The 875-nt window shown below is 54.2% G+C and carries 1 protein-coding gene; it reads left to right on the forward strand.

Annotation, left to right across the window (positions count from 1 at the left end):
- Nucleotides 1–875, forward strand: an 875-nt coding sequence (gene tuf / locus BEB42_RS25895) for an elongation factor Tu (protein WP_001486698.1), incomplete at both ends; no start/stop codon positions are given.

An 875-nucleotide genomic window follows, 5' to 3' on the forward strand; every position in this document is an offset into this window, starting at 1 on the left:
CAGATGGACGGCGCGATCCTGGTAGTTGCTGCGACTGACGGCCCGATGCCGCAGACTCGTGAGCACATCCTGCTGGGTCGTCAGGTAGGCGTTCCGTACATCATCGTGTTCCTGAACAAGTGCGACATGGTTGATGACGAAGAGCTGCTGGAACTGGTTGAAATGGAAGTTCGTGAACTTCTGTCTCAGTACGATTTCCCGGGCGACGACACTCCGATCGTTCGTGGTTCTGCTCTGAAAGCGCTGGAAGGCGACGCAGAGTGGGAAGCGAAAATCCTGGAACTGGCTGGCTTCCTGGATTCTTACATTCCGGAACCAGAGCGTGCGATTGACAAGCCGTTCCTGCTGCCGATCGAAGACGTATTCTCCATCTCCGGTCGTGGTACCGTAGTTACCGGTCGTGTAGAACGCGGTATCATCAAAGTTGGTGAAGAAGTTGAAATCGTTGGTATCAAAGAGACTCAGAAGTCTACCTGTACTGGCGTTGAAATGTTCCGCAAACTGCTGGACGAAGGCCGTGCTGGTGAGAACGTAGGTGTTCTGCTGCGTGGTATCAAACGTGAAGAAATCGAACGTGGTCAGGTACTGGCTAAGCCGGGCACCATCAAGCCGCACACCAAGTTCGAATCTGAAGTGTACATTCTGTCCAAAGATGAAGGCGGCCGTCATACTCCGTTCTTCAAAGGCTACCGTCCGCAGTTCTACTTCCGTACTACTGACGTGACTGGTACCATCGAACTGCCGGAAGGCGTAGAGATGGTAATGCCGGGCGACAACATCAAAATGGTTGTTACCCTGATCCACCCGATCGCGATGGACGACGGTCTGCGTTTCGCAATCCGTGAAGGCGGCCGTACCGTTGGCGCGGGCGTTGT

The organism is Escherichia sp. MOD1-EC5990 (assembly GCF_002965285.1).
Taxonomy (GTDB): Bacteria; Pseudomonadota; Gammaproteobacteria; order Enterobacterales; family Enterobacteriaceae; genus Escherichia; species Escherichia coli_F.